The 20469-nt window shown below is 44.5% G+C and carries 17 protein-coding genes and 2 riboswitches; of the genes, 14 read left to right on the top strand and 3 right to left on the bottom strand.

All coding sequences use genetic code 11. The features are described 5' to 3' along the window. Window positions 1-485 precede the first annotated feature (485 nt). Window positions 486-1106: a hypothetical protein gene (locus CVD19_RS02760; RefSeq protein ID WP_101580347.1), complete on the top strand. Its 621-nt coding sequence runs from the start codon at window positions 486-488 to the stop codon at window positions 1104-1106. A gap of 203 nt (window positions 1107-1309) precedes the next feature. Here the strand turns inward: CVD19_RS02760 and CVD19_RS02765 are convergent, their stop codons facing one another. Then, on the bottom strand, window positions 1310-1963 hold the full coding sequence (locus CVD19_RS02765) for a DsbA family oxidoreductase (protein WP_257985004.1): 654 nt from the start codon (window positions 1961-1963) through the stop codon (window positions 1310-1312). A 297-nt stretch (window positions 1964-2260) separates the two neighbouring features. Here CVD19_RS02765 and dacB point away from each other — a divergent pair, with 297 nt between their 5' ends. The 3 genes from dacB (at window position 2261) to CVD19_RS02780 (ending at window position 6152) form a co-directional block, all read left to right on the top strand. Next, window positions 2261-3784: a D-alanyl-D-alanine carboxypeptidase/D-alanyl-D-alanine endopeptidase gene (dacB, locus tag CVD19_RS02770; RefSeq protein WP_101580349.1), complete on the top strand. Its 1524-nt coding sequence runs from the start codon at window positions 2261-2263 to the stop codon at window positions 3782-3784. A 346-nt stretch (window positions 3785-4130) separates the two neighbouring features. Beyond that, window positions 4131-5321 carry a murein hydrolase activator EnvC family protein gene (locus CVD19_RS02775; RefSeq protein WP_101580350.1) on the top strand — a complete coding sequence of 397 codons (1191 nt, stop codon included), beginning with the start codon at window positions 4131-4133 and terminating at the stop codon, window positions 5319-5321. A gap of 258 nt (window positions 5322-5579) precedes the next feature. After that, window positions 5580-6152, top strand: a complete 573-nt coding sequence (locus tag CVD19_RS02780; protein WP_101580351.1) for a GNAT family N-acetyltransferase — start codon at window positions 5580-5582, stop codon at window positions 6150-6152. A 52-nt stretch (window positions 6153-6204) separates the two neighbouring features. Here the strand turns inward: CVD19_RS02780 and pdxR are convergent, their stop codons facing one another. Further along, window positions 6205-7605, bottom strand: a complete 1401-nt coding sequence (gene pdxR / locus CVD19_RS02785) for a MocR-like pyridoxine biosynthesis transcription factor PdxR (RefSeq protein ID WP_101580352.1) — start codon at window positions 7603-7605, stop codon at window positions 6205-6207. A 341-nt stretch (window positions 7606-7946) separates the two neighbouring features. Between pdxR and CVD19_RS24485 the strand changes: the two genes are divergently transcribed. The 3 genes from CVD19_RS24485 to CVD19_RS02795 all read left to right on the top strand — a co-directional run bounded on the left by CVD19_RS24485 (window position 7947) and on the right by CVD19_RS02795 (window position 11361). Further along, window positions 7947-8102, top strand: coding sequence for a hypothetical protein (locus CVD19_RS24485; protein ID WP_180953484.1), 156 nt, complete (start codon window positions 7947-7949; stop codon window positions 8100-8102). 594 nt (window positions 8103-8696) lie between these two features. Further along, complete coding sequence (locus tag CVD19_RS02790; protein WP_101580353.1) at window positions 8697-9251, top strand: GNAT family N-acetyltransferase; 555 nt, start codon at window positions 8697-8699, stop codon at window positions 9249-9251. Between the two features lie 313 nt (window positions 9252-9564). Further along, a complete protein-coding gene (locus tag CVD19_RS02795; RefSeq protein ID WP_257985003.1) occupies window positions 9565-11361 on the top strand; it encodes a bifunctional metallophosphatase/5'-nucleotidase in 1797 nt (598 codons plus the stop codon). 154 nt (window positions 11362-11515) lie between these two features. Here CVD19_RS02795 and CVD19_RS02800 read toward each other — a convergent pair whose 3' ends face one another. After that, window positions 11516-12715, bottom strand: coding sequence for a NupC/NupG family nucleoside CNT transporter (locus CVD19_RS02800; protein WP_101580392.1), 1200 nt, complete (start codon window positions 12713-12715; stop codon window positions 11516-11518). 235 nt (window positions 12716-12950) lie between these two features. On the opposite strand from CVD19_RS02800, the gene CVD19_RS02805 reads away from it, so the two are divergent. The 7 genes from CVD19_RS02805 (at window position 12951) to CVD19_RS02835 (ending at window position 20457) form a co-directional block, all read left to right on the top strand. Continuing rightward, window positions 12951-13781 (top strand): SPL family radical SAM protein, encoded by an 831-nt coding sequence (locus tag CVD19_RS02805; protein WP_101580354.1) that lies wholly within the window; start codon window positions 12951-12953, stop codon window positions 13779-13781. A gap of 494 nt (window positions 13782-14275) precedes the next feature. After that, a complete protein-coding gene (locus CVD19_RS02810) occupies window positions 14276-15166 on the top strand; it encodes an SAM hydrolase/SAM-dependent halogenase family protein (protein ID WP_101580355.1) in 891 nt (296 codons plus the stop codon). Next, window positions 15153-15710: an ECF-type riboflavin transporter substrate-binding protein gene (locus tag CVD19_RS02815; protein ID WP_101580356.1), complete on the top strand. Its 558-nt coding sequence runs from the start codon at window positions 15153-15155 to the stop codon at window positions 15708-15710. The genes CVD19_RS02810 and CVD19_RS02815 overlap by 14 nt, the downstream gene beginning before the upstream one ends. 53 nt (window positions 15711-15763) lie before the next feature. Continuing rightward, window positions 15764-17476 (top strand): ABC transporter ATP-binding protein, encoded by a 1713-nt coding sequence (locus CVD19_RS02820; protein ID WP_101580357.1) that lies wholly within the window; start codon window positions 15764-15766, stop codon window positions 17474-17476. Then, entirely contained in the window at window positions 17467-18297 is an 831-nt protein-coding gene (locus CVD19_RS02825; protein WP_101580358.1) for an energy-coupling factor transporter transmembrane component T family protein, read from the top strand. Before CVD19_RS02820 ends, CVD19_RS02825 begins: the two co-directional genes overlap by 10 nt. 102 nt (window positions 18298-18399) lie before the next feature. After that, window positions 18400-18505: riboswitch (SAM riboswitch) on the top strand. 86 nt (window positions 18506-18591) lie between these two features. Further along, window positions 18592-18698, top strand: a riboswitch (SAM riboswitch). Between the two features lie 87 nt (window positions 18699-18785). Continuing rightward, a complete protein-coding gene (locus tag CVD19_RS02830; RefSeq protein ID WP_101580359.1) occupies window positions 18786-19817 on the top strand; it encodes a methionine ABC transporter ATP-binding protein in 1032 nt (343 codons plus the stop codon). After that, window positions 19807-20457, top strand: a complete 651-nt coding sequence (locus tag CVD19_RS02835) for a methionine ABC transporter permease (protein WP_101580360.1) — start codon at window positions 19807-19809, stop codon at window positions 20455-20457. The genes CVD19_RS02830 and CVD19_RS02835 overlap by 11 nt, the downstream gene beginning before the upstream one ends. The last annotated feature ends 12 nt before the right edge of the window (window positions 20458-20469 follow it).

Raw genomic sequence — 20469 nt, forward strand, 5'->3', positions numbered from 1 at the left:
AACGATAACAGGGTTTGTCCAAAATCGAGATCCATGATAAACCTCCTCAAGTTTTTTAGCATTATACCCGTTAATATTCAAAATAAGCCTGTTTTTATGAATTAGGCTCTGTTAAACTTCTCTGTTGATTTCTATTCAGTTGGCTAGTCCAGCTTGCCCAGTTACTTTGATTACAGCGTCAAACATACTGTCCCGATTTATTTAAGCTCGCGTATTCATATTTACATATACCGAATATTGTGTATTCTTTTTTGTTAACATCGTGGGACAAGCGAATCCAACCGAAAATAAGAGAGGATAAATAATTTGTAAATATACAAAAAAAGTAAATAGCTATGTTATCATGATTATAGTGTGTTTCATAGAGACATAAGAGTTAAAGAAGATAGAAATAAAAAAGAACGGGGAGAAGTGATATTATCAAAAGGGTTAATGGTTCTTTTGGGGCTGTATCATCAATTGTTGCCGGTGTTTTGTATTTTGGGATGGTATTGCTTTTTATTTTGGTACCCGTTGGTGCCAACGCAGTAGAGGATCATCATCATTATTATACCATCTTAAACGTGGGTCATTTTTTGCTCGCCTTTTTGGGATTGTGTGGAATCGCTGCTGTTCCGGCCATTACAAAACATGTAGTAGATGAGCCGTCGGAGTTTGTATCTTTTTCCAAAATGATTGCCACGATCGGTTTTGCTCTAATGTCCATTAATAATTTCAGGCAGTCAGGGCTAGATCATGATCTTGCACATGATGCCGTCACGCACGGCGACGATGTATTAGATGCGGTGATTATCGGCTGGGCAGGTCTCGTGGAATTAAGTCCAGATGGATGGATCGATTTTGGTGGCGTAGGTCTTTGGATTCTCTCCATAAGCTATGTGGCTCTGCGAAACAAAACGCAAACTAGTAAAATGAACTATTTGGGGTTTGTTTCGGGGACATGTTTAGTCATAACGGTCATTGGTAATGCACTGTCTTTTCAACCCCTTGTTGTGTTAGGAGTAGGTATTGGTGGATTAACCGTTATACCTTTATGGTTTATTTTGCAGGGAGTAAAATTACAGAAAGTAAATAAACAATCCAATGTTATTGATGTAACTGCATAATCAATTATTGCAAGATAATAACAACTAACACACAGATATAGAAGAATATAAGGTTCTGAGGAGCTTTTTTTGTTGCTCAAATATCAACATTGTAATTTAACATAGCTATGAAATAAAAAAGCTATTCCCCAATTTTGGAGAGTAGCTTTTTGTAAAAGGTTGTTTTAGCCAAGTTATACAGTTTATTCGTTCAACCAGCAGCACTACTTTTTCGGAATTTCACATCCGTCATCATCACAGAATTCAGCTTCCTGGCTGTTTAAAACAGTGATTTTATCCTCGGCGATTACTTTTTCCAATGCCTGGATAAATGCCTCGGTTGGCTGGGCACCAGTGAGGGCATATTTCTTATTGATCAGAAAGAATGGCACACCTGTAATGCCATACTGCCGCGCTGTTTGCTCATCGGCACGGACGGCATCGGCCATCTCGTCACTTGCAAGCATATTTGCGACAGCTTCCCGGTCCAGGCCGACTTCAACTGCCAGCTCGGTCAATGTTTCATGATCACCGATATGTTTGGATTCGGTAAAATAGGCTCGCAGGATCCGTTCGGCCATCTCTTTCATTAAACCCTTTGTTTTGGCAAACATCGTCAATCGGTGCGCATCAAAGGTGTTCGTTAAAATCAGAGTATCCATTTGATAATCCAATCCGGATTCCTTCGCCATTTGCACCATGTTTTTTGTATTTGCTTTCGCCTGGTCTATGCTCATGCCATATTTCTTGGCTAACATTTCATACATGTTTTCTTTTATGTCCCGTTCCGCTGTCGGATCCAATTCAAAGCATCGATAAGTCACTTCAATTGGATGGTCAATCTTCTTAATGGCGTCCTCCAGACGCCTTTTGCCAATATAGCAGAATGGTCACGCATAGTCAGTCCACATTTCAATATGCATATTTTATCCCCCCTATCGTTATTCTCTATAGTATAGGAGTTAAGCCTGGATTTTACACGCGATTTGCATCGGCACCCCGCCCGCTGTTGATAGTCCATTTTTCTGGGTTATAGGATATTATCGATTTTATCGAAGCAGTAGAAACGTCTATTAATGAATAGGTAAATATGATTATTTTATTAACTGAATATTCTTTAATATTTATAAATGATGTATAGTCAAACCATATTGGAAGAGGGGTGTGATCTGGTAATGCTTATAAATCAGAATATCAAGAAAAAGTTTCTGCTAATGCTAATCGTTATGGTTATGTTTTTGCCCATAGCAGGCCAGCAAGAAACATTGTTTAAAGCAGCAGCTGAAGAATCGGCAAAATCGGCACAAGCTGCACCATTACAAACCAAAATTGAAGCCATTCTTAACGATGTGCGAATTGACGGAGCCATCACAGGAGTGAGCATCCGGAAAGCGGAAACGGGCGAGGTGTTATATTCCCACCTGGGCGATACCAGGTTACGCCCGGCATCCAATATGAAGCTTTTGACTGCAGCAGCGGCATTGGAAACACTCGGAACAGAATATCAATTCACAACCGAAGTATTGACGGATGGGGATGTTAAAGGGAAGGTCCTTCATGGGAATGTTTATTTAAAAGGGAAAGGCGACCCGACACTTTTGAAAGCGGACTTCGATCAATTTGCCAGGGATTTGAAGGCGAAAGGCATTGATAAAATTAAAGGCAATTTGATCAGCGATGACAGCTGGTATGATGATGTCCGGCTTTCTCAGGACCTGAATTGGTCGGACGAGACTAACTATACTGGTGCCCAGGTTTCCGCGCTGACAATTTCACCAAATGAAGACTATGACGCAGGGACTGTCATTGTAGAGGTAGGCCCTGCTGCCGAAATTGGGGGCAGTGCCAAAGTGCAGCTGACACCAGCAACCGGCTACGTTACCATCATTAACAATGCCAGGACAGTTGCGCAGAATGAGCCAAAAAAGATTTCCATCAACAGGGAGCACGGAACCAATAACATCATTATAGAAGGTACAATGCCTATAAATGGGACGAACTCCAGGTCATGGGTTGCCGTATGGGAACCAGCAGGCTATGCCCTTGATATCTTTAAAAAATCGCTTGAAGAAAATGGTCTGAGCGTGATTGGCAACGCGGCAGTGAAAACAGGCGTGACACCAAATGATGCAAACATGCTGACTTATAAAAAATCAATGCCTCTTAAGGAGCTGCTCGTGCCATTCATGAAATTGAGCAATAATGGACACGCGGAAACACTGACAAAAGAAATGGGGAAAGCAGCTCACGGTGAAGGCAGCTGGGAAAAAGGGCTGCAAGTAATTGAGGAAACGGTTAAAGACCTAAAAGTTGATGGTGGAACCATCAGGCTTCGTGACGGTTCGGGAATGTCACATAAAAGCTTGATCCCGGCTGATGAGCTGACCCAACTGCTGCATGCTGTGCAGGATAAGGACTGGTTCCCTGTATTCGAGAATTCCTTGCCGGTGGCAGGCGTATCAGACCGTATGGTCGGTGGGACGCTGCGTTCCCGGATGAAAAAAGAGCCGACAGCCGGAAATGTCAAAGCAAAGACAGGGTCCCTGAACGGTGTTTCCGCTCTTTCAGGGTATGTCTCTTCAAAGGATGGAGAAAAACTGATATTCTCTATTATGATAAATAACTATATCAGTTCTTCAGTGACGCAAATTGAAGACGCCATTGTAACCGAACTGGCAGAACACTCATTCAGGGAGTAGAAAAAAGGTTGTTAAGAATCACCTATTGGAATTGTTCATAGTGTTGCAATGCGATGGTTGAAAAAATTATCATTTATAATAAAACTCAGCTTCCGGCTGAGTTTTTTATTTGCACTTTATGAATAATAAAAGGATTTTTTCCAAAAGCGTCGAAACAAATAATTACAATAATTATCCAAATCCGAGTGGTCTGCCATCACTTGACATGCAATATATAGTATTTAGGATCATTCCTCGTCTAAATCAAACTCCAGCAGCACACTGAACACAGTCCATCAAAATAATCCGGAAATGACCAGTGTGTGAGGATCCGCCATTGCAATACATGCATTAAGGAGAGGTAGAAATGAAGACAAAATCTCCATTGTTGAAAACGCTGTTGATCACCCTCACGATTACAAGTATTTCATCACAAAGCCTCACTGTACATGGTGAAGACAATACACCCACTATTGAAGATAAACTCCAGGAATTACGGCAAAAGCATACACAATTTAAAGAAAACAAAGATAAGCTTGGAGAGATTGACCATAAGGAACAAGAAATCCAGGCACAATTAAAACAGCTCGACGATGATGTCGCGTTCAATAACGATAAAATCCGTACGTTGCAATCCAGCATCAACAACACAAAGCACAAAATTGACAAGCTTGAACATGACATTGCGGCATTGCATGAACGAATAACCAAACGGGAAAAGGTCATTAAGGAACGGCTCAGGGTAATGCAGGCCCATGGCGGGGGTCTATCCTATATGGACCTGTTTCTTGGCATAAAAAAATTCTCGGATTTCATCGATGCGACCAACACAGTGGCAGCAATTATACAGGCGGACCAGGAAATGCTCAAGGTGCATTATGAGGACCAAAAACTAAAAAAGCAGATGGAAGGCGAATTACATAATTCACTGCCTGTTCTTGCTGAGCAATTAAAAAGCCTGGAATCTGTAACCGCAATCCTTCACGCAAAGGTAGCTGAAAAAAATAGCCTGATGCAGTCACTCAAGCAAGAAAAAATTGAAATTGAGGCTGAACTCGTGGATCTTTCCGAAGCACATGAGATTTTAATTGAACAGGCAATTGCCATCATACAAGAGAACAAGAGGGCTCAAAAGGAAATTTCTCCGGGCGGCAGCGGTATTGATTTCATTAAACCGACTAACGGCGGTGTAACGTCTGGATATGGGCCGCGAGGGGATGGACACCACGCAGGGATAGATATTTCCGATCAAAATCCCGATACGGCTGTAGCAGCCGCAGCCAGCGGCACAGTCATCCGTTCGTACTACTCAAACAGTTATGGAAATTGCGTTATGATTGCCCATAAAATCAAAGACAAAATATTCACTACGGTTTATGCCCATCTTGAAAACCGGTTTGTGAAAAATGGGGAAACAGTCACCCAGGGCCAACAGATTGGTTATATGGGCAATACCGGCCACAGTTTCGGCAAGCATCTCCATTTTGAACTTCACGAGGGGCCATGGAATATTGACAAAACAAACAGTGTCGATCCAGTTAGGTACATTCGATTTTAAACAGCCTGCCGGGAAATCCGGCAGGCTATATACAATCAATCTAATTATCGTATAACGGAACATGCACTATCTCTCTGAAACTTTCTTGATTAGCAAATATAGAACCCCTTTTCCCTTGCCTAAAACACAGTCCCGAAATGACCAGATCGCTATCACAAGTACCTCTGCCCTGTCATTGAAAAAATTCAAAATCTGTCCATTTCCAACTGTTCAAATCGTTGATATCGTAAAAATATAAAACAATCGGGGGAAAAAGAAATGGAAAAACAATCGGAAAAGTTCCTGCAGGGCAGGCGGGTATATTTAAGGCCATATAGACCGGAGGATCTGGATTTCTTTTATGAAGGCCTTTATATCTTTGAGGCAAGGGAACTGACAGGTCTAAAACGGGTGTACAATAAGGAATTCATGGCTGATTATTTAGGTAAAATAGCGAAAGATGAGAGCCGGATTTTCCTTGTCATTGTTGATAATGAAACGAATGAACTGATCGGGGATGTTGAGCTAAACTATATTGACTTATTAAACAGGACGTCGTATATCAGAATTCAAATTTCCAACAGTGATTATCTTTCCAAAGGTTATGGAACTGAAGCCATGAGACTGCTATTGGACTATGGTTTTGGTGTTTATAATCTTCACAGGATCGAGCTGGAGGTCTATTCCTATAATGCCAGAGCAATCAGGGCGTATGAGAAGCTCGGATTTAAACAAGAGGGCATTAAGCGCGAAAGCATTTACTATAACCACAAATTTCACGATACGATCATCATGGGCATGCTTAAGTCTGAATTCCAAAGGGTTCATAACATTGAGGGCGATCTAGAATAAGAAATTGGGGACCCTGCGAAAAAAGGGTCCCTGTTTTTTCAAGGTTACAGTGTTACAGCCATGCATCTCTGAGGGTTTTGATTCCTTCGTCGATTTTGTCCAACGGTATGCCGGCAAAACCGATCATGATGGTTGGCAGCTGTTCCTCGGATATTTTTGACCAATAAAATGCTCCATTTGCTACGCGGACACCTTTTTGCTTAGCCAGGAGCACCAATTCCTCAGCGTTTCTCTGGTCATCGACAGTGATAAGAATATGAAATCCGCCGTTCCTGCTTTCGATGGCTACTTTCCCTTTAAGATATTTTTCGATAGCGGCTAAAAGGGCATCCTGTTTTTTCTTGTATAAATTTCTCATCTTACGCACGTGTTTAGCTAAAAACCCGCCTTCTATAAACATTTCCAGCACATTTTGATGGATCCTGGAAGCGGACTGCTCCAGCATTAATTCAATTCTTAACTGGTGATAACCGAATACAAGTTTTTTCGGCAACACCAAATAATGGATTGAAATTGCGGGTGATAATACTTGCGAGAAGCCTCCCAAATAGACAACACTGGCGTCAGGAGCCAATCCTTGAAGTGCAGGGACAGGCTTCCCATAATAATGAAATTCACCATCATAATCGTCCTCGATTATGAATCCTTTTTCTGTTTGTGCCCACTGGAGAAGCTTCATTCTCTTTTCGATGGTCATAATCTTTCCGGTCGGGAACTGATAAGAAGGTGTGACTGTTACGATTCTGCTGTTGCTCTTATACAGCGCATCGACATTCAGACCGTCAGATTCCAGTGGAATGGGATGAATGTCAAAACCCATTTTGCTGAAGGTGGAAGGGATCAGAAAATACCCTGGATTTTCTATTGCAAGATCTTTGTAATCCTTTTTAAGCAAATTTGCCAGGATAAAAATTAACATTGATTGATCGCCTGCGACAATAATCTGTTCAGGTGAACATTTAACACCCCGGAATTGGTATAAGTAGCTGGCAATTCCGTTCCGCAAACCGATTTCACCCTGGGGGTCGCCAAAACCCAGGCATTCTTCCGTCAACACCTGGTTATACAATTTTTTCCACACTTTTAAAGGGAACATAGTATGGTCATTGCTCGACATATGAAAGTCGAATGGATAAATATTTCTATCCCGATAAGGATATAAACCCGCCGGATCATTAGCCGGAGCTGATTGGTTCTCCAGCATCAAATAAGGAGCCGGAATTTCCTGGACAAAATAACCTGATCGGGGCCTGCTTTGAATCAATCCTTCTGATAATAAATGTTCATAGGCAATCTCGACCGGTGTGGTACTAATATTAAGAAAATCCGCGAGAGTTCTGATGGAAGGCAATTTGTCATTTACAGCCAAATTCCCTTTAATTATTTCCAGTTTAATGAAGTCGTAAATTTGTATGTAGTGTGGGGAGTCGGTGTTTAGCGCTGGTAAAATCATGGACATTTCCCTTTATGTTTTATAAAAATTATATCATTGTGAACGGCAAAATTGGGAAGGCTGTTATAAACTGTTTTCAATAATTGCCTGTGCCGTCGCTCAGGGATACACGATATCTGCAGTACCCCTCCAGGGAAAAAGTATAGCCTTCGAATAATTGGTTAACATTTTATTAAGACAAAACAAATCGGAATTGCGAATGGTACGGTGATAGCGGCAATGATAAAACTTCTGGTTCCACAGATTGGAATGATATGCGGGATCAGTTCAATGTATAAATATGGCGCCATTTCCTCATTATAAACAGGAACTATCTTTAATGCGAAGGAGGATATGGAAGAATGAACAATGACAAACAAGGCCGGATGATTCAATCCGACGCTGTGAATAAGCAGCTCAACCAGCTCGAGGCACAAAACGCTGCGGATGAGAAATATAAAAAGCGCAGTACGAACGAGGTTCAGCCAATGGCTACTGATGATGGGATAACACAATAATTGCTCATCTTCACTCCCTGCCAAATATCGGTGCCTGACCCCCGGTGCGTTAATGCGTTAACGTTGTGGGGGTCTGGACCCTTTTTTGATTTTCTACTATTGTAAACATATATAATTTGATACGTTCAACCGTTCACAAGCTTTCGTAAATTCGCTTCTTTAGAGATGAATCCTGGCTTGCACAACCAGCCAACAACATTTACCCAATGCCTCTGTGCTCAATTGTTACTCACCAGTTCAATCATGCTCAAAAGCTGCAATTGCCGTATTAAAAGTGACAGAAACAGGTGAAGATGACGGTGAAGCAAGCACCGTGAGCCATTAAGTTATGTTAGTGTAAGTGGAAAAATTTGGGCCAAAACGGGAACAGCGATTAGCCTGGATTAAGGCTAGCGATGTGCCGCACTTCCCACCATATAGGCTCATCCTGAACCTAACCAGGCAGAGCTTTTTCAATTGATAATAAGGATTGAAACATATGATAGATTAGTATTATCTAGACTCATTATTATGGGGGATGGGTAAAAAGCCACGGCCAGATAAAAAAGTTGCAGCCTTGTTTTTTGTCCTTATGTAGAATGAAAGGAGCATATCATGAAAATCAACAAACAAGAGTTTAATGTCAATGGATTAAATTATATTGTCAGATCAGCAATTGAATCAGATGCAAAGCATTTATCTGAATTAAGATTACAGATTGATGGAGAGACAGAAAACCTGGACAGAGAACCTGGGGAGGCTTTCCTGGATTCGCAGGCATTTGAACAAATTATTAAAACCGATGCAGAGAGTCCAAGAAATATATTCATAGTTGCTGAAGCCCACGGCCGAATTGTCGGATTTTCAAGATGCGAAGGAACTGATTTAAAGAGATTGCGCCACAAAGTAGAATTTGGCGTAGGCGTTTTAAAAGAGTTTTGGGGATATAGCATCGGGAAAAACCTTTTAAAAGAATCCATCGCCTGGGCTGACTCCAATGGCATTAAAAAAATCAGTTTGCATGTATTAGAAACGAATGATAAAGCTGCCAAACTGTATGAAAAGTTTGGTTTTGAAATAGAGGGTATATTAAAGAACGACAAATTCCTGTCTGATGGTCGCTACTATAACACGATCGTAATGGGCAGAATTAATAATGATTCTCTATAATCGCATTCGAGTCAACATGAGTGCAAACCTACCATTGAACATATTGAAAAGCTCAGCCTGGTTGTATAGGCTGAGCTTTTTCATATTTATGATCTCTCGTAGCTGTGGCACTCACTACGGACTGACATGCAAACCTTCGTTTACGCCAATTGGGTGTGACCTGCCCATTCAAGATGGGGGTCTTTTCTCTTGAAATGATAAGTTGAGTGGCCTAAGTCGAAACGTCCGGATTCTAGCCATAATGCAGCCGGATAGGAAGCCCATGATTAACAAATAATAAACCTCACTTAATCTGATTATGGGGGCGGTTATCATGAAAAAAATGTATAAAACATTTTTACCGTTTATCCTGTTGTTTATGTTAGTTGGTTGTAACACGAACAATGATGCGAAGAATGACGAGGAAAAAAATACGGGGCAAACGACACAAAATAAAAAGGAAGATAACAACAGGCGGATTCTTGAAAATGACGGCACCCGCCAAAACCAGCCTGCAGAAGAGGTCCATAAAGATGTACAGGGTTTGTCCAACTACTATGGACACATAGAAAAACGTCCTGGGACAGGTCCGAAGGCGCTGGCGGATCAGGATGAAAAAATATTCAATGATAAACGCTATATTAATATCCAGTTGCTTGGAATAAATGACTTACACGGCCAGCTGAATGTGACCCGCCAGGTAAACGGGAAACCCGCAGGAAGGGCAGATTATCTGGCCGCCTACCTGAAGCAGCGCCAAAGCCAGAATAAGAATACACTGCTTATCCAGGCGGGGGATATGATCGGGGCAAGTCCCCCGATTTCTGCGTTACTGCAGGATGAACCGACTATCGAGATTTTAAACAGGATAAAATTCGACCTTGGAACGGTTGGGAATCATGAATTTGATAAGGGTGTAACAGAGCTGCACCGAATCATTAACGGTGGGAAACACGAGAAAACTGGTAATTTTGAGGGAGCTTCATTTCCATGGATTGTTGCCAATATAATTGATTCACAAACCGGCAAGACAATTCTTCCCCCCTATAAGGTAGTGAGAGTTAAAGGAGTTCCCATTGGTTTTATCGGAGTGGTAACAACAGATACTGCCAGTCTGGTGATGCCAAGTGCTGTACAAGGGCTGAAATTTCTGGATGAAGCCAAAACGATCAATAAATACGCAGCACAACTTCGCAAAGCTGGAGTCAGGGCGATAGTGGTGCTGGCCCACAATCCGGGAACTTCAAATATTAACGGCCAGCAGGCAGTGGGAGAAGTGGTTGACATCGCAAATGCAGTCAACGACGAGGTTGATATCATCTACGGCGGCCATAACCACGCATACCTTAACTCAGTAGTGGATGGAAAACTGCTCGTTCAATCCTACTCCTACGGAACAGCTTTTTCGGATGTAGACATCGCAATAGATCCGAATACGAGAGACATTGCAGCGAAAAAGGCGGAGATTGTGACTGTCTACCATGAAAACATGAAACCGGATAAAAAAATCGCACGCATGATTGCAAAGTATGAGGATAAAGTCCGGCCGCAGGTGGAAAGGGTGGTGGGCTCTGTTGAAGAAAATATAACTGCACTGCAAAACGAAAGCGGTGAATCAGCACTTGGAAATTTAATTGCTGACGCACAGAGGGCAAGCATGAAGACTGACTTTGCCTTTATGAATCCTGGCGGTATCCGTGCCGATATCGAAAAGGGCGATGTGACATGGGGTGAATTGTACACTGTCCAGCCATTTGGGAATGACCTGATCAAAATGAGCCTGACTGGAAAGCAGATACGGCAAGTCCTGAACCAACAGTGGGTCGGCGCGCGGACAAACATGCTGCAAGTATCCGGGTTGTCATATACATGGGATGACAACCAGCCGGTGGGCCAGAAGGTGCAAAATATTCTTGTCCAAGACGGAACCGAGCTGGACGAAAATAAAACATACACCGTGACAGCCAATAACTTTATAGCCGGTGGCGGAGACGCATTTACGGCATTTACACAGGGAACAAACAGGGAGACAGGAGTGAAAGACCTCGACGCCCTGGTCAGTTTCTTTGAAAATAAGAAAGATGCAATCAGCTATAAAATCGAGGGCAGAACCAGCAAACTAAGATACTAAAATCAGGGGCCTGACCCCCGCCGTATTAACACATTAACGCGGCGGGGGTCAGGCCCCCGGCTTGTTAAAGCGGTAAAACAGCGGAGTCAGGAAATAAATAAAAATAGGCGAGGTGGGCCATACCTCGCCTTCCTGTACTATTTTCATTAAAAAATTAAAAGAACAACCCTACAATTGTTGCCGATAAGAAGGATGCCAAAGTGGCCCCAAAAAGCAATTTGAATCCGAAGCTGGAAACGATACGCCCTCTTTCCCGGTCGATTGCTTTTACCGATCCTGCAATGATGCCGATTGAGCTGAAATTCGCAAATGAGATTAAGTAGGTGGATACAATCGCAACTGTCCGGTCTGACAGGTCGGGAATCATCGGCTGAAAACTGAGCATCGCCACAAATTCGTTGAGCACGATCTTTGTACCCATTACCGCACCGGCCTGCACAGCTTCGTTCGCAGGAATGCCACTTAAAAACGCGAGTGGGTACAGGATGTATCCGAGGATTTCCTGGAAATTTGTTTCCGCGCCGAAAAGTCCGCCGACGCCAGCTACAATGAAGTTTACGAACTCCATGGTGGCGATGAATGCTATGAGCATGCCGCCAACGATGCCGGCAATTTTCAAGCCGTCGATTGCCCCTTCGCTCATTGCCTCAAAAAAACTGTCAGCCTGCTCCGTTTTATTGATCTCAATGACATCCTCTTCCTTTGGCACCTTGACCGGCATCAGGATGGAGGCGATGATCAAAGCAGAAAAAGCATTCAGCACCATTCCTGCAAGAACAAATTGTGGCGGGAGCAGCTGCATATATGATCCGCTCGTCGACGCTGATACAGATCCCATGGCCGAAGCACAAACCGTGTACAGCCTGTCTTTGTTCAGACGGAAAAATTGTGATTTGATCGCCAGCAGCGCCTCGGATTGTCCAAAAAAGATTGAATTTATGGCATTGAATGATTCAACCTTTGGCAGTCCGGTAATCCGCGACAAAGCACCACCGAGCACCCTGATAATAAGCGGAAGAATTTTTAGGTACGTTAAAATCGAAAGCAGCGTTGAGAAGAAGATGATGACCAACAGCACATTAAAGAAAAACACAAATGGTGCATTGGTCTCAATCCCTCCGAAAACAAATTCGACACCAACGCCCGCGAATTCAAGCAGTCTGTTAAAACCGCGCGATACTGCGTTGAGGAATGATTGTCCAATTGAAGTATTAAACATGAACCAAGTGAGCGCAAATTGCAGGACCAGCATAATCACGATGGCCTTGATATCGATATCTTTCCGGTTCTTTGAAAAGATCAATGGGATGGCCAGAATGACAATAATGCCGATGATCCCGATTAATTTATCCATATTTTGTGCCTCCGGTATTTTGATGTTCGTTCCTGTCTTATATTGTTCCAACGCTTCCATTTTTATCCGCGCTAAGTGGTCCCTGTTCCCAGGCAAGCTAACGCATTACAGCTTGGGGCCTGACCCCCGGGGAGTTAAAGCATTAAAGCACGTACCCAGTGAGGTTGATGCATTCCAGGCCGTAACATTAGGGAGAATAGGCCAAATGATTTATAATTAAAACAAGGTGATCAACATGAAAATACAAATAAAAGATATTGTTTCAAAAAGTATCTTAACGCCGGGTAGAGGTTTGTTGGAGGAATACTCTCATTCACTGAATCCGTATGCCGGCTGTGCTTTTGGATGCAGCTATTGCTACGTGCGGCAGCTTCCTGTCGGCCTGTACCGTGAGGAAGAGTGGGGAACGTGGGTAGATATAAAAACAAATGCTGCTGAACTGTTAAGAAAAGAAATCATAAAAGCCAGGAAAAAAGGTCCTGTGACCTTGTTTATGTCATCAGCCACTGATCCTTATCAGCCAATTGAGGCTAAAACGAAGCTGACAAGGAGTTTGTTGGAGGTCATGCTGGAAGAACGGCCTGATTTCCTGTTTGTACAAACCCGGTCTCCTTTAGTGAAGCGGGATATCGATTTATTTAAACAGTTTGGGGACAGAATCCGGGTCTCAATAACGATAGAAACTGATAAGGAAGAAGTCAGGAGGGCCTTTTCGCCGGCTGCACCGCCGATTCCGGCGAGGATGCGGGCTTTGAAAGAGATAACGGAGGCAGGAATCGCAACCCAGGCAACAATCTCTCCGCTGTTGCCTTGTTCAAAGGAATTTCCGAAAAAGCTGACAGGCATTGCCAGCCGAATTACCCTGGATGATTACTGGATGGGTGATGGCGGCGGCGGCAAGCGGACCGAAAATCTTGGCATTTACAAAATATACGAACAAATGGGCTTGGAGAAATGGTACAATCCAACTGCCTATAAAGTAGTTTTGAAAATGCTTAAAGAAGAAATCGAGGATGTCGAACTGCTGATTTCACAGAAAGGGTTCGGGCCTGGTGGGATAAAATAGATATATAGTTTGCTGCCTGAAATAGGCTCTATTTTTTTATCATAAAAAGTCAGTAAATTTTTAAATTTTGAATTGTTTTTTATTTTTACTTATTGTAAGATTATCAATAAATATTTATCACTTGCGATGATGGGAAAAGTAGGTCCAGGTTTATTTTTCACAGAGAGCTTCGGCAGCTGAAAAGAAGCAAAAATGCTGGTTCGAACAATGGTCCCTGAGCTCCGCGCTGAACGTGCTGTTGAAGTACAAGTAGGTTCCGGCGAGATTTGGCACTCGTTACAAATGCCAGAGTATAGAAGGAAACTCTAAATCTGTACTTGCTGAGGCTGGCTGCGTGAGCAGGCAGTGAATTAAGGTGGTACCACGCAATCATGCCGCGTCCTTATCGTTTGATGAAGGCGTGTTTTTTTATTTATACAAGGGGGGATCATGCTCCGCATAAGTAAACTAAACAGGAAAAAGCCATTTACATTACAGCAAACAGGGGAGGAACTATGAGCCGGGCATTGGTATTTCAATCAGATTTTGGTTTGGGTGATGGGGCTGTAGCTGCGATGTATGGTGTGGCCAGTTCCGTGAGCGGGTCGATCCGCCTGTTTGACCTGACCCATGACATCCCTCAGTTCAATATTTGGGAAGCTTCTTACAGGCTTTTGCAAACCGTTTCCTACTGGCCGGAAGGTACTGTGTTTGTCTCGGTCGTCGACCCGGGGGTTGGATCGGATCGGCGCAGCATCGTTGCCAGGACTGAGTCGAACCATTATATCGTCACACCTGATAATGGGACGCTTACACATCTGAAAAGGATGAACGGGATTGTTGAGGCCCGCGGGATAGATGAAAAGGTGAACAGGCTGCCGAGGTCAGGAGCATCACACACCTTCCATGGCCGGGACATTTTTGCCTATACAGGTGCAAGGCTTGCAGCCGGAGTCATTTCACTAGATCAGGTAGGCCCGGGATTATCACCTGAATCTGTTGTGGAACTGCCGTTTACTCAAGCGTCAGCCAAAGGTGATTCGATCATGGGGATCATTGATGTCCTCGATGTACGCTTTGGGAATGTGTGGAGCAACATTCCACGCCAGCTTCTTAATGATTTAGCCATCAGTTACGGGGATCAGCTGGAGGTAGTAATCAAGGATGGCCACAGAACAGTTTATAAAAATGCAATGGTGTATGGCAGGTCGTTTGCCGACATAGGGGTAGGGGAACCCCTCGTTTATGTGAACTCTCTGGACAATCTGGCGATTGCAATGAATCAAGGCTCGTTTGCAGAAGAGTTTAACATTGCGAGCGGCATCAACTGGCATATCTCAATACGGAAAGCTCAAAAAATATATAAAATGATTAAAAAGGGGATAGGGGATTATGCAGGGAAATAAGCTGTCAACGAAAACGATAGTGGCGATTGGGATAGGAACTGCTGTTTTTGTGATCCTCGGGAGGTTTGCATCTATTCCATCGGGGATTCCCAATACATCGATTGAGACTTCTTATGCATTCCTGGCTTTGATGGCGGTTGTTTTCGGGCCAGTGGCCGGAGGGCTGATCGGCTTGATTGGCCATGCCTTGAAGGATGCTCTATTCTACGGTTCCCCATGGTGGAGCTGGGTAGTAGTATCGGCTGTGGTTGGGTTGTTAATTGGACTCGCAACACGAAAAATCGATATTGAAGAAGGTGAATTCGGAACGAGGCAAGTCGTTTCGTTTAATGTCTCCCAGGTGGTTGTCCAGGCCATCGGCTGGTTCCTTGTGGCCCCTGCCCTTGATATATTCATTTACGCGGAGCCTGCTAATAAGGTGTTCGTTCAAGGTATCGTAGCTGGAGTTTCAAACATGGTAACCGTAGGCGTATTGGGAACGATCCTGCTCGTGGCATACGCAAAAACACGCAGCAAAACAGGCAGCCTCACAAAGGAAATGTAATGAGACACCGGGGGCTCTATGCCTCCGGTATTTTGTTTAATGGAGAAAAATACATGAAAAAACCAGTGATTCAATTCTCTGACTTTGGTTTTAAATACCGCAGCCAGACCGCACCAACACTGCAAAATATTAACTTGGCGATTTATGAAGGGGAAAAAGTGCTGATCGCAGGGCCTTCAGGCTCGGGTAAAAGCACGCTTGCCCACTGCATTAACGGGCTTGTGCCCTTTTCATACAAAGGCGAAGTAACTGGCAGCATCAAAATTATGGACAGGGAAACGAAAGATGAAAATATTTTCGCCCTTTCCAAATTTGTTGGGACAGTACTGCAGGATCCTGATGGGCAATTTATCGGGCTGACTGTAGGGGAGGATATAGCTTTCGCATTGGAAAATGACTGTGTGCAACAGGACCGGATGAGAGAAAGGGTAACGGAAGTGGCGGAAATGGTGGACGTGGACAGCTACCTGGCTTCTTCCATCCACCATTTGTCAGGCGGGCAAAAACAGAAGGTCGCCCTTGCCGGAGTGATGGTCGACGATGTGAAAATCCTCCTGTTTGATGAGCCGCTTGCCAATCTTGACCCGGCGACGGGAACGCAGGCCATTTCCTTGATTGACCGCATCCACAAGGAGACTGGCACGACTGTAGTGATCATCGAGCACAGGCTTGAAGATGTACTGCACTGCGATGTAGACCGGATCATCATTGTCAATGAAGGCCGCATCGTTTGTGACATGCCGCCGGACGAGCTGCTGGCTTCAAATATGCTGGAAGCGGCCAATATCCGTGAACCATTATACATAAGGGCCCTGAAATATGCCGGCTGCAAGGTAACATCTGATATATACCCGAACCATATTGATAAATTGAAAATCGGGCAATGCCGGGATAAACTGCTAGCCTGGTACAGCACGGCCGATGAGCCTGAACCAGCTCCGAAAAGCACGCCTGCTTTGGAGCTGAATGGCATATCTTTCAGCTATCAAGCTGGCAAATCAACATTGGATCATATATCTTTTACGATTAACAAAGGCGAGATGGTCAGTATCGTCGGTAAAAATGGCGCGGGGAAATCGACGCTGTCAAGATTGATTTGCGGGTTTGAAAGACCTGATTCCGGGAGAATCATTGTACACGGAAGGGACATAACTGCTGATACGATTAAGGAGCGTTCCTTAAGCATCGGCCTTGTCATGCAAAACCCGAACCAGATGATTTCAAAGCATATGATTTATGATGAGGTGGCTCTCGGGCTTGCGGTTGGCGGTGTTCCGGAAAAAGAAATGAAAGAACGTGTCGAAAGGACCTTAAAGATATGCGGGCTTTATCCTTTCCGGAACTGGCCAGTTTCAGCACTGAGCTTCGGACAAAAAAAGCGCGTGACGATTGCATCCATTCTAGTCCTGGAACCAGCGGTAATCATTCTCGATGAACCGACGGCCGGACAGGACTTCCGCCATTATACGGAGATGATGGAGTTCTTGGCAGAGCTGAACAAGCGCGGTGTGACGATTTTGCTGATCACCCACGATATGCATCTCATGCTTGAATACACACCGCGGGCGATTGTGATTGCGGATGGGAAAAAGGTCGCCGACGACACATCAGTAAACGTCTTGAGTGATCCAGCTGTGGTAGAGCAGGCGAATTTAAAGCAGACCTCATTATTTGATCTGGCACTGCGGTCCGGCATCAGCTCGCCCCGGGAGTTTGTACGGCGGTTTATCGCCTTTGACAAGGGGGCGGGACGTGCATGGCAGTAGAAATGTTGTCTTATATCGAACGCAATTCACCGATCCATCAGTTGACAGGCGCCACGAAATTAATCTGTTTTATCATGTGGTCCACTGCTGCGATGCTGACCTATGATACGCGGGTTTTGTTATTATTGTTTTTGGCAAGTGCAGCAATTTTTTATGTCTCAAAAATAAAGCTTAGCGATGTTTCTTTTGTGCTGGCATTCATATTGTTTTTTCTGCTGCTCAATAATATTGCGATTTATCTATTTTCGCCGCAGGAAGGGGTACAGATATACGGAACGAGGCATGTGCTGTTCGGGATGCCCGGGAATTATGATGTGACACTTGAGCAATTATTCTATGAATTTAACATTACACTAAAGTATTTCACTGTCATCCCGGCTGCACTGTTGTTCATTGTCACGACCAATCCAAGTGAATTTGCCGCGTCTCTCAACAGGATCGGCATAAGCTACCGGGTGGCCTATTCTGTCGCAATTGCGTTAAGGTATATCCCGGACATCCAGCGGGATTACAGGAACATCGCGCTCTCGCAGCAGGCCCGGGGCATCGACATGTCCCGGAAGGAAAAGCTGCCGAGGCGCGTGCGCAATGCGGCATCTATTATCATGCCGCTGATTTTTTCGAGCCTGGACCGGATTGAGGTGATCAGCAATGTCATGGATCTGAGGGGATTTGGCAAAAACAACAGGCGCACATGGTACAGTGCCCGTCCTTTTAGGGGAACGGATTACATAGCAATGGGCATCGTTTGTTCGTTGCTGCTAATCTCATTAATTGTCACGTTTCATGACGGTAGCCGGTTTTATAATCCTTTTCAATAGAATATTTTTCAGAAAAATAGAACTATAATAAAATAGTTGACTTATAATATTGCTTCCCATAAAATGAGGGACATACTTAAAAACCTAATAGCACTTTTCAATTTCTTATCCAGAGAGGTTGAGGGACTGGCCCTATGACACCTCGGCAGCGGACTCTATCAAGAGGACTGTGCCAAATCCAGCAAGCGGACGGCTTGGGAGATAAGAAGGGGACGATTCATATAATTACAGCCTCTTCTTGTTCCCGGGAAGAGGCTTTTTGTATTCAGTGACAATTTTATACCAAAATTAACGTTCTTATCAAGAGAGGCAGAGGGACTGGCCCTATGAAGCCTCGGCAGCGGACTCTATCAATGAGACTGTGCCAAATCCAGCAAGCGGAGATGCTTGGGAGATAAGAAGAGACACTTGCCCATATAATGGCATGCCCTCTTCCTGTTTCCGGGAAGAGGGCTTTTTGTTTTTCGACAACATAAGGAGGTACATACATGATTGAATTTCAAAACCTGAAGAAGGTTTATGACAGTGGCGGGCAGCAGGTGGCGGCACTGAACGGGATAGATTTGAAAATAAACAAAGGGGAAATTTTTGGGGTGATTGGTTTTAGCGGCGCCGGAAAAAGCTCGCTGATCCGCTGCGTCAACTTGCTTGAGCGCCCAACATCAGGGAAGGTGATTGTCAACGGCCATGACCTCACTGCCATGTCGACAACCGAAATCAGAGAGGTCAGAAGAAATATTGGCATGGTGTTCCAGCATTTTAATCTATTAAACTCGAAAACGGTATTTGCCAACGTGGCCATGCCATTAACCCTGGCAAAAGTCCCGAAAGACCAAATCAAAAAACGTGTCCATGAACTGCTGGAGTTCGTCGGTCTTGCCGATAAGGCCGACAGCTATCCTGACCAGCTTTCCGGCGGACAGAAGCAACGGATCGGCATTGCCAGGGCACTTGCGACACAGCCTTCGATCCTGCTTTGCGACGAAGCGACTTCGGCCCTGGACCCGCAGACGACAAGCTCGATCCTGCAGCTGCTCAAAAAAATCAACCAGGAGTACAACATCACAATATTGATCATCACCCACGAAATGGCGGTGATCAGGGAGATTTGTGACCGGGTCGCGGTCATTGAAGCAGGAAAGATCATTGAAGAAGGTACTGTGTTTGATGTCTTTTCGGCACCGAAAACAGAAACAGCAAGGAACTTTGTCAGCTCTGTAATGAATGACCGGATCCCTGATTCAGTAAAAGAGCTCATCCAGAAGCAAGCCGGGCTGCAAAAGGTTTACCGAATCAACTTTGTCGGGGAGTCCGCCGGGCAGCCGCTTTTATCACAGCTCGCCAAGAAATTCGATATCGATGTCAACGTCCTGTTCGGGAATATCACCGAGCTGCAGGGAACCCCATTCGGGAATCTGGTAGTGGAGTTCCAGGGGGATGAAAAAGAAATCCAGCGGGCTCTCGATTTTATCAACCAGAGGCAAGTAAGCATAAAGGAAGTGATGGCACATGCTAGTTAATTCACAGCAAATTGTTGAGGCACTGATAGAAACGATACAGATGGTCGCCTTCTCCCTGCTTTTCTCGGCACTGCTCGGGCTGCCGCTCGGGATTCTCCTCGTCGTGACAAGGAAAGGTCATCTGCTGGAGAACGTGCCCTTTTTTAACATCTTGAATGGAATCATTAATATTTTCCGGTCGGTGCCATTCATCATTTTAATGGTGGCGATCATCCCGGTCACAAGGCTGATTGTCGGTACATCGATCGGCACCGCGGCGGCAGTCGTCCCGCTCGTCTTCTATGCAGGTCCGTATATTGCACGGCTCGTAGAGAACTCCCTGCTTGAAGTGGATCCCGGGGTCATTGAAGCCGCTGAAGCCATGGGGGCAACCCCTTCGCAAATCATATTCAAATTCCTTATACCGGAGGCACTTAGCTCGCTCGTACTTGCCTTCACAATTGCCACTATCGGTCTTGTCGGGGCATCCGCCATGGCCGGTGCTGTTGGTGGTGGCGGCCTCGGTGACGTGGCGATCACCTACGGCTACCAGCGGTTTGACACGGCCACCATGCTGATTACAGTGGGAATCCTCATTGTAATCGTTCAAGGTCTGCAATCATTTGGAAATATTTTAGCTAAGAAAATCAGAAGAAGATAACCTAGGAGGAAA

The organism is Bacillus sp. T33-2, assembly GCF_002860205.1.
In the GTDB taxonomy this organism is placed as follows: Bacteria; Bacillota; Bacilli; order Bacillales; family Cytobacillaceae; genus T33-2.

What these genes read in the sequence shown, in the direction of transcription:
- CVD19_RS02760 (WP_101580347.1), top strand. Translation starts at nt 486, where the DNA reads ATGGTATTGCTTTTTATTTTGGTACCCGTTGGTGCCAACGCAGTAGAG.
- dacB (WP_101580349.1), top strand. Translation starts at nt 2,261, where the DNA reads ATGCTTATAAATCAGAATATCAAGAAAAAGTTTCTGCTAATGCTAATC.
- CVD19_RS02775 (WP_101580350.1), top strand. Translation starts at nt 4,131, where the DNA reads ATGAAGACAAAATCTCCATTGTTGAAAACGCTGTTGATCACCCTCACG.
- CVD19_RS02780 (WP_101580351.1), top strand. Translation starts at nt 5,580, where the DNA reads ATGGAAAAACAATCGGAAAAGTTCCTGCAGGGCAGGCGGGTATATTTA.
- pdxR (WP_101580352.1), bottom strand. Translation starts at nt 7,605, where the DNA reads ATGATTTTACCAGCGCTAAACACCGACTCCCCACACTACATACAAATT.
- CVD19_RS24485 (WP_180953484.1), top strand. Translation starts at nt 7,947, where the DNA reads ATGAACAATGACAAACAAGGCCGGATGATTCAATCCGACGCTGTGAAT.
- CVD19_RS02790 (WP_101580353.1), top strand. Translation starts at nt 8,697, where the DNA reads ATGAAAATCAACAAACAAGAGTTTAATGTCAATGGATTAAATTATATT.
- CVD19_RS02795 (WP_257985003.1), top strand. Translation starts at nt 9,565, where the DNA reads ATGAAAAAAATGTATAAAACATTTTTACCGTTTATCCTGTTGTTTATG.
- CVD19_RS02800 (WP_101580392.1), bottom strand. Translation starts at nt 12,715, where the DNA reads ATGGATAAATTAATCGGGATCATCGGCATTATTGTCATTCTGGCCATC.
- CVD19_RS02805 (WP_101580354.1), top strand. Translation starts at nt 12,951, where the DNA reads ATGAAAATACAAATAAAAGATATTGTTTCAAAAAGTATCTTAACGCCG.
- CVD19_RS02810 (WP_101580355.1), top strand. Translation starts at nt 14,276, where the DNA reads ATGAGCCGGGCATTGGTATTTCAATCAGATTTTGGTTTGGGTGATGGG.
- CVD19_RS02815 (WP_101580356.1), top strand. Translation starts at nt 15,153, where the DNA reads ATGCAGGGAAATAAGCTGTCAACGAAAACGATAGTGGCGATTGGGATA.
- CVD19_RS02820 (WP_101580357.1), top strand. Translation starts at nt 15,764, where the DNA reads ATGAAAAAACCAGTGATTCAATTCTCTGACTTTGGTTTTAAATACCGC.
- CVD19_RS02825 (WP_101580358.1), top strand. Translation starts at nt 17,467, where the DNA reads ATGGCAGTAGAAATGTTGTCTTATATCGAACGCAATTCACCGATCCAT.
- CVD19_RS02830 (WP_101580359.1), top strand. Translation starts at nt 18,786, where the DNA reads ATGATTGAATTTCAAAACCTGAAGAAGGTTTATGACAGTGGCGGGCAG.
- CVD19_RS02835 (WP_101580360.1), top strand. Translation starts at nt 19,807, where the DNA reads ATGCTAGTTAATTCACAGCAAATTGTTGAGGCACTGATAGAAACGATA.